We start from the raw sequence: 8,237 nt of genomic DNA, 5'->3' as shown, positions 1-8,237 counted from the left end.
AGTACCTGAAGGAAACCGGCCGCTAAAGCGCGCCGCCCCGCCTCGCTCGCCGGCGGCGGCTTTCGAGCCGCCGCCGGTCCCGCCCGCGTTTTTCATTCCGCGTTTTCATTCCGAATATTTCGTTTGGCTTGCGATTCGACCGTGCCAAGCACGCGCGACCCCGGGTTCGCAATGGGGATTCGTATCGAGTTTCGAAACGACAGGCACAATACGCCCCGGCGACATTCGCGCCGAAGCCGTTCGGATATCGAACCGCCTCGGCGCCCCGCCGGTCCCGCCCTCACGATGCCGTCATGAACAACGAAACCCCGAGCCGTCCCGCCGAACGCGCCGTCAATTCGCCGCGCTTCCTGCTGTGCCTGATCTGCCTGCTGGCGTCCGCCGGACAACTGGCGATCGATATCTACGTGCCCGCGCTGCCGGCCATGGCGCATGCGTTCGGCGCCTCGCCGCAGGCGATCCAGTCGAGCGTGTCGGGCTACATGGTCGCGTTCGCGCTCGGCCAACTGATCTTCGGGCCGGTGGCCGACGCCTACGGCCGCAAGCCCGTGCTCGCGTTCGGCCTGATCATCTACACGATCGGCTGCGTGCTCTCGCTCGGCGCGCCGAACCTCGAAACCTTCGTGCTGGCGCGCTGCCTGCAAGGCTTCGGCATCGCCACCACCAACCTGCTCGCCAAGGCGATCATCACCGATACGTTCAAGGGCCAGGCGCTGGTCCACGCGTTCACCTACATGGCCACCGCCTGGGGGCTCGCGCCGATCATCGCGCCGGTGATCGGCGCGCACTTGCAGGAATGGTTCGGCTGGAAGGCCTGCCTGGTGTTCCTGCTGCTCTATTCGCTGATCATGTGGGCCGTGCTGTCTCGCTACAAGGAGACGCTGCCGAAGCCGGTCAGGCTCGAGGTGCGCACGCTGATCGCCAATACCGGCAAGGTGCTGTCGAGCCCAGTGTTCCGCTGTTGCTTCCTCGCCCAGGGCGTGTGCTACAGCATCCTGCTGGTTTTCAACATCGTCGGGCCGTTCATGGTGCAGACCACGCTGCACAAGCCGCCGACCTACTTCGGCTACCTCGCGCTCGGCATCGGCGCGATGTATTTCTGCGGCGGCCTGTCGAACCGCATCCACAGCGCGGCGCTGCCGACCTCGGAACAGCGCGTGCGGATGGGTGCCTACACCATGGCCGGCGCTTCGGTGGCGATGCTGCTGCTGGCGCTGACCGTCGGCCTGCAAGTGTGGACGCTGGCCGTGCCGGTGCTGGTGATGGGCTTCTGCGCCGGCGCGATGTACCCCACGCTGATGGCCAAGGGCAATTCGCTGTTCCCGCACATCGCCGGGCTGACCAGCGCGCTGCTCGGCTGCGCGCTGCTGCTGGTGTCGTCGCTGATGATGGGCCTGGCCGGCTTCGTGTCGATCCACACGCTCACGCCGCTCGCGCTGTTCTTCGTGATCCTCGCGGGGATCGTGGTGGTGATGGTCAGGAAGCTGCTGCGCTACCTCGCGCAAAGCAAGCCGGCCACGGTCGCCAGCCGGTCGAGCGAAGCGGCCTGAGCGGCGCGGCGCGATCCGCATCGGCCTGCGACAGCGACACGCTGTTCTGGTCGCTGCGGACCTGCACGAGCGCGGCCTCCAGATCGGCCGGATATTGCGCGTCGCCGCTGATCGGCTGATAGCCGGCCCGTTCGACGCGAACCAGATCGGCGCGCACATCGGCGCGGGTCGGCGCCTGGGGCGCGGCGGCAAACGACAGGGCGGGGGCGGCAAGCAGCGCGGCAACGGCGAGCAATCGGGCGGCATTCATCAGTGTTCTCCTGGATCGGGTGGGGTTCGGTGCCGCGTCGCGTTTCGTGCGTCGCCGGCATGACTGCATTTGAACCGCCCGATGTATCCCGGATGTTTCCGGGCGAGCCACGCCGTGCAAGCCAGTTTTTCCGGCGAGCCCGCCGACACAGAACGCGACAAAACCCCGCGCCCGCCGGCCGATTGCTTCGCCCTCCCCTGGTTTTCCCTGACTTGTGCCGCACCGGCCGTGGTGCGATTCTTCGCAAACCGGTCAACCGTTCGAACGGTTGACCGGTTGAACTGATAACGATCCCGAACCCAGCGAAGCCCGCCCGACCATGAAGACTGCGACGATGGAATTGACGAAACTGGACAGCGTGCGCGCGGAATCGACCGTCGAACGGATCGCCCAGCGCCTGCTCGACTTCCTGTTGTCGGGCGCGGTCGAGCCGGGCGACCGGATTCCGTCGGTCACGCGCCTGTCCGAGCAACTGGGCATCGCCCGTTCGTCGGTGCGCGAGGCCGTCAAGCTGCTCGAATCGCGCGGCGTGCTCGACGTGCGGCAAAGCAGCGGCTGCTATTTCAAGGGCAATGACCCGAGCGCGCTGTTCAAGACGGTCGAATGGGCGCTGCTGTTCGGCACCAAGGACATCACCGAATTCGTCGAGGCGCGCTGGCACATCGAGATGCTGCTGGTGGATCTGGCCGCGCAGCGCCGCACCGACGCGGATCTCGAACCGATCAAGGCCGCGCTCGATGCGATGCGCGACGCGCAAAGCGGCGAGGCGTTCAGCGAGGCCGACCTGACGTTCCACTTCGCGATCGCCGAAGCCGCGCACAACGCCGTGCTGCGCGACGTGCTGCGCGGCATCCGCTCGCTGACGATGAGCTGGATCGGCCGCAACCTGTCGCGCGCCACCACGCCGCAAGCCGCCTATGTCGACCACGTGCCGATCTACGAAGCGATCGTCGCGCGCGACGGCCGCCAAGCCCGCATCGCGATGCACGAGCACATGGTGCGCGCGACGCGCCGCCTGGTGCAGACCATGACGCCCGCCGACGGCGCGGCGCTGCAGGAACGCATCGAAGCGCTCGCGGCCCTGCCCGCCAGCGCGATCTGATACACCCGGGGCGGCCGCGCGCCGCCCCGTACCCCCGTCGCACGGTTACGCAGAGAACCGGCGAATCAACCAGGAGATAGGCCGTGAGCCAGACAAGCGCCGTAAATATTAAGGATTCCCAATCTGATGACGCATTGCGCCGCCACCGGCGCAATGCCGCGCTGGCGAGCCTGATCGGCACGTCGATCGAGTGGTACGAGTACTACATTTACGGCGCGGCGGCCGCGTTGGTGTTCCCGCATGTGTTCTTTCCGAACGTCAGCCCGCAGCTCGGCCTGCTTTATTCGTTTGCTTCCTATGCGGTGGCGTTCATCGTGCGCCCGATCGGCGGCGCGATCTTCGGCCATTTCGGCGATCGCATCGGCCGCAAGCGCACGCTCGTCATCACGTTGCTGATCACCGGCCTTTCCACCTTCCTGGTGGGCTGCCTGCCTTCGTCGGCGCAAGCCGGGGCCATCGGGCCGATCGCGCTGGTGATCCTGCGCGTGCTGCAGGGGATCGGCGTGGGCGGCGAATGGGGCGGCTCGGCGCTGCTGTCGATCGAATGGGGCGACCAGAAGAAGCGCGGCATGTCGGGCGCATGGCCGCAAATGGGCACCTCGGTCGGGCTGATCCTGTCGACCGTCGCGATGATCGCCGGCAGCGCCGTGGCCGGCGACGCGTTTCTCGCCTGGGGCTGGCGCATTCCGTTCCTAGCCAGCTTCGTGCTGATCGTGGTGGGCCTGGTGGTGCGCATGAAGGTGCAGGAAACGCCGGCGTTCGCCAGGCAGCAGCGCACCGGCAACGTGGTCGCGAACCCGGTGCGCGAGGCGATCCGCAAGTTTCCGAAGGAGATCGTATTGTCTGCATTCCTGCGCATGTCGGAACAGATGCCGTTCTACGTGTTCACCGCCTTCACGCTCGACTACGCCACGCGCCAGGTGGGCCTCGACCGCCAGTTCGTGCTGTGGTGCACCGTGGCCGCGGCCGTGCTCGACATGTTCCTGCTGCCGTATTTCTCGATCCTGTCGGATCGCGTCGGCCGCCGCCGCATGTATTACCTCGGCTGCGCCGCGCTCGCGCTGCTGGCCTACCCGTATTTCGCGCTGATCAACACCGGCAACCACGCGCTGGTGTTCCTCGCGATCGCGCTGTCGATGCTGCCGCACTCGCTGCAATACGGCGCGCAGGCCTCGCTGATCGCCGAGCAGTTCCCCGCCAACATCCGCTACGCGGGCGCCGGCATCGGCTACCAGCTCGCCTCGGTGGTGGCAGGCGGCCCCGCGCCGCTGGTCGCCACCGCCCTGCTCGCCTGGTACGGCAGCGGCTACGCGGTGGCCGCCTACCTGCTGTTCGGCGCGATCGTCGCGGCCATCGCGCTGCGCCTGATGCCGGACCGCTCGCACATCGACATGTAAGGCTTCTCCCCCCACACACCGGATCTGACCGATGAAGACAAGCACCATCAAGACCATCGCCGTTGTCGGCACGGGTTACATGGGCGGCGGCATCGCACAATGCCTCGCACTGACGGGCCGCAAGGTCTACCTGACCGACGCCGACCCGTTGCGTGCGCAACAGGCACGCACCCGGCTGCTGGAGGAGAGCGCCGCGTTCGAGAAGGCCGCGCTGTTTCCCGAAGGCAGCACGGCCCTCCTCGAAACCCACCTGGTAGCCGCCGATTCGATCGAGGCCGTCGGCCACGAAGTCGATTACGTGGCCGAGGTCGTGCCCGAGAATCTCGACCTGAAACTGAGCGTGCTCAAGCGCATCGAGGCGGCCGTGCGGCCCGACTGCATCATCGCGAGCAACACGTCGGCGATCCCGATCCACGAGATGGCCCGCGCGCTCGAAACGCCGCAGCGCCTGTTCGGCGTGCACTGGATGAACCCGGCGCCGTTCGTGCCGGCCGTGGAGATCATTCCCGGCAAGGACACGCCCGAGGCCATGCTCGAAGCGGCCGAAACGCTGGTGCAGGAAGCGGGCAAGGTGACCGCGCGCGTGGCGGACGTGGCCGGCTTCGTCGCGAACCGCCTGCAGTTCGCGCTGTTCAAGGAAGCCGTGGCGGTGGTCGAGGAAGGGCTGGCGACGCCCGAGGATGTCGACAAGGTGGTCAGCAATTCGTTTGGCTTCCGGCTCGCGCTGTTCGGGCCGTTCGCGATCGCCGACATGGCCGGGCTGGACGTGTACGCGGCGTCGTATACGTCGCTCGAGAAGCAGTACGGCCCGCGCTTCACGGTGCCGGCCGGCCTCAAGGCGCGCGTGGAGGCGGGCGACTTCGGGCTCAAGAGCGGCGGCGGCTTCCTCGGCATCGCGCCGGACGCGGCCAAGCCGCTGGCGGCGTATCGCAACCGGGCGTATCAAAGCCTGATGCAGTTGCGCAAGACGTTGGGCGCGCCGCCGTTCGAGGGGTGAGCGGGTGTGGCCGCATTGGGGTGAAGCGCCCGATGTGGTGAGATCGATATCGGGCCGAAGCGTGCGATACGGGCTCGGCCCGTGAATCGTCGGCAGTGCGGGATCGGACGCAGCAAATTCCAGCCGCCGCCCGCCCCGCCGCTCAACCCAATCGCGGCGACAAGCGCATCGCGCCACCGCCATACGCCGCCACCCCACCGCCCGGCTGCATCACCGCGTCCGACACCTCGAACACCGACACCGCCGCCTTCAGATGCTCGGTCTGCTGATGCAGCGACGCGGCGGCCGCCGCGGCCTGCTCGACGAGCGCCGCGTTCTGCTGGGTCATCTCGTCCATCTGCGTGACGGTCTGGTTGACCTGCTCGATGCCGGTGCTCTGCTCGCGCGACGACGCGCTGATCTCCTCCATCGTCTGCGCCACGCGCGAGATCGTGGTGGACACGTTGCCCATTGCCGCGCCGGCGTTTTCCACCAGCTCCGCGCCGCCGCGAATCAGCTCGACCGATTCGTTGATCAGCGCCTTGATCTCCTTGGCCGATTGCGCGCTGCGCTGCGCGAGCCCGCGCACCTCGCCCGCCACCACCGCGAAGCCGCGCCCCTGCTCGCCCGCGCGCGCCGCTTCCACGGCCGCGTTCAACGCCAGGATGTTGGTCTGAAACGCGATGCCGTCGATCACCGCGATGATCTCGGCAATGCGGTCCGAGCTTTGCGCGATGCTGTGCATCTTGTCGACCACCTGATTGACCACCGAGCTGCCCTGCGCCGTGGCGCTCAGCGCGCTGGCGGCCAGCGTGTTCGCTTCGCGCGCGTGATCGGCGTTTTGACGCACGGTGGAGGTCAGTTCCTCCATGCTCGACGCGGTTTCCTCCAGCGACGCCGCCTGGCTCTCGGTGCGCGCCGACAGATCGGCATTGCCGGTGGCGATCTCGTTCGCGCCCAGGTGGATGGCGTCGGCCGATTCGCGCACCAGCTTGACCGTGCCGGCCACGCTGGCCTGCATGTTGGCGAGGCCTGCGAACAGGTGGCCGATTTCGTTGCTGCCGCGCGCGCCGATCGGCGTGTCGAGCTTGCCCTGCGCGATGCGGTCGAAGTGACGCCCGGCTTCCTCCAGGGGCGCAACCAGCCCGCGACGCAGGCCCAGGTGAATCACCACGGTCAGCACCGCGAGCACCAGCAGGATCGCCGCGCCGACCATCTTGAACACCTCCACGCGCGTGTCGATCGCGTCGAGCGAGGCGCGGCCCGAGGTCACGGCGAACGCTTCGAAGTCGTGCACTTCCTTTAAGTAGGCATCCTGAAAGCCTTGCGTCGGCTGATCGAGGAAGGCCTGGATGTTGTTGGCGTCGAGGAACTGCGCGAGTTCGCCGAGCGCGCCGTGCAGCTTGCCGTAGCGATCGGCCAGCGCGGCGGCGTTGGCCGAGGTGCTGCCCTCGCGGCTCGCGGCCACGTAGCGCGCGAAGCTCTGATCGGCGGCGGCGAGCTGCTCGCGCGCGTGCTGCACGATCTGGGCCGGCTCGCCGCCGCCCTTGACCATGCGCGTGCCGGCGCGCGAGAGATTGATGCGGGCGTCCATCAACTGCTGAGTCGTCTCGTTGACGGCATTCATTTGCCGCACGGCGATATTCGACAGTTCACCGACGTTGTCGTGAGTCCGCGTGAGCGCCCAGTACCCGAGCGCGGCCGTGACGAGCTGGAATGCGCAGAATGCGATCAGCACGCAGAGCAACCCGGTTGAAACCTTGATTTTGCTGAACATTTTGGGGGACGGATGAGCGTCGATTTATTTAGGGATAACGCTCAGGGTTTACGGCAGATCCGGTGGGGAGCTTGAGTGCGATTCGCGCGGGCGGCGCAGCGGCGCGGTTCGTGACGAACGGAAATGATTGCCGCATCGACACGCCTGCCCAAAAAGCAGAGAATCGTCCACCTCATCCGGCCCCGCGACGTACAGCGGCACGACGCGCCAATCCGGTGTCTCACGGCTTCGCCCGAAGCGTTCAACCGTCTTGACCGACATGAAACACACAATCCCCTTGCTTCTCGCCTGCTTGACGGCAGGCCTGGCCGGATGCGCGCATCTCGACAAACCCGCCACCCATGCGGCAACGCCGGCCGCAGCGCCGACTGCCGCCACCGCCCCTGCTCCGGCCACGCCGCTGTCGGCCGGCGTGCCGTTCGTGCTCGGCCCGCCGTCGGGCGCCGGTGGCCCGAGCGGATTGAGCGGATTGGGCGCCGGCCTCGATCCGTCGAAGGCCAGGATCGTGAAGGCATGGGCCGAGGCCTTGGTGGCCGACCCGGCCATCAAGGCCTACTTCCTGAACGCCCCGGGCAACCCCGGCGACACGCGCCGGCTGGCCTTGATGCGCGCCTTGGGCATGCTCAACGGCATGGAACGCATTTCGCCGGACGATCGCGAACAATTGCTGCGCATTTCGCAGCGCGCCATCGACAATGCGCCGGCCGATTGCGGCGGCAGCAAGAACCTCATCGCGGTAATCGCGCGCTACCTGTCGTTGAATTCGGAGAGCGACGCCGCGCTGCGAGCGCAGTTGGATGCGATCAGCCATATGCTGCACGAGGCAACGCAAACCTCACCCGCACCGCAAATCACGCCGGCCCAGCGCCTGCAGGGCCAGCTCGCCGTTTCCGCGTCGATCGCGGCGGCGCTGAAGCAGAACCCCGACGCCGCCAACGATCTCGCGTTGCTGATGAGCGGCAAGCAGGCCACGATGTCGCCCGTGGCCTGGTGCAAGGCAACCCGCGTCTATCGCAATGCGCTTGTCGCGACGCCCCAGCCGGCCCGCGACTGGGCGTTTCTCGCCGGGCTCGACGATCAGAAGCGCTTGATCGCGCTGATGCTGGCGCTGCCGAAGGCTCCGGCAGCGGCTGCTCCGGCGCCGGCTCCGCGTTGACGTGATGCTCGGAGGCGGTCAACACCACG

At 67.4% G+C, this 8,237-nt stretch carries 7 protein-coding genes; 5 read left to right on the top strand and 2 right to left on the bottom strand.

Annotated features, from left to right (window positions below; translation table 11 throughout):
• Positions 1–293 precede the first annotated feature (293 nt).
• The gene (locus tag ACYP33_RS22980; RefSeq protein ID WP_414447961.1) at positions 294–1,550 is read left to right on the top strand and encodes a multidrug effflux MFS transporter; all 1,257 of its coding nucleotides are present in this window, start codon (positions 294–296) and stop codon (positions 1,548–1,550) included.
• On the opposite strand, the gene ACYP33_RS22975 is transcribed toward ACYP33_RS22980, so the two are convergent.
• The gene (locus ACYP33_RS22975; protein WP_459624056.1) at positions 1,477–1,800 is read right to left on the bottom strand and encodes a DUF4148 domain-containing protein; all 324 of its coding nucleotides are present in this window, start codon (positions 1,798–1,800) and stop codon (positions 1,477–1,479) included. The genes ACYP33_RS22980 and ACYP33_RS22975 overlap by 74 nt on opposite strands.
• 334 nt (positions 1,801–2,134) lie before the next feature.
• On the opposite strand from ACYP33_RS22975, the gene ACYP33_RS22970 reads away from it, so the two are divergent.
• The 3 genes from ACYP33_RS22970 to ACYP33_RS22960 all read left to right on the top strand — a co-directional run bounded on the left by ACYP33_RS22970 (position 2,135) and on the right by ACYP33_RS22960 (position 5,296).
• Positions 2,135–2,902 (top strand): FadR/GntR family transcriptional regulator, encoded by a 768-nt coding sequence (locus tag ACYP33_RS22970; protein ID WP_414447963.1) that lies wholly within the window; start codon positions 2,135–2,137, stop codon positions 2,900–2,902.
• A gap of 83 nt (positions 2,903–2,985) precedes the next feature.
• Positions 2,986–4,299, top strand: coding sequence for an MFS transporter (locus ACYP33_RS22965; protein WP_459624055.1), 1,314 nt, complete (start codon positions 2,986–2,988; stop codon positions 4,297–4,299).
• Positions 4,300–4,330: 31 nt separating this feature from the next.
• Entirely contained in the window at positions 4,331–5,296 is a 966-nt protein-coding gene (locus ACYP33_RS22960) for a 3-hydroxyacyl-CoA dehydrogenase family protein (protein WP_459624054.1), read from the top strand.
• Positions 5,297–5,438: 142 nt separating this feature from the next.
• Here ACYP33_RS22960 and ACYP33_RS22955 read toward each other — a convergent pair whose 3' ends face one another.
• A complete protein-coding gene (locus ACYP33_RS22955) occupies positions 5,439–7,052 on the bottom strand; it encodes a methyl-accepting chemotaxis protein (protein WP_459624053.1) in 1,614 nt (537 codons plus the stop codon).
• A gap of 259 nt (positions 7,053–7,311) precedes the next feature.
• Between ACYP33_RS22955 and ACYP33_RS22950 the strand changes: the two genes are divergently transcribed.
• Positions 7,312–8,208, top strand: coding sequence for a hypothetical protein (locus tag ACYP33_RS22950; RefSeq protein WP_459624052.1), 897 nt, complete (start codon positions 7,312–7,314; stop codon positions 8,206–8,208).
• The last annotated feature ends 29 nt before the right edge of the window (positions 8,209–8,237 follow it).

This window comes from Burkholderia sp. 3C (assembly GCF_054589155.1).
The sequence above is the reverse complement of the archived record's forward strand: the minus strand, read 5'-3'. Positions and strand labels throughout refer to the sequence as shown.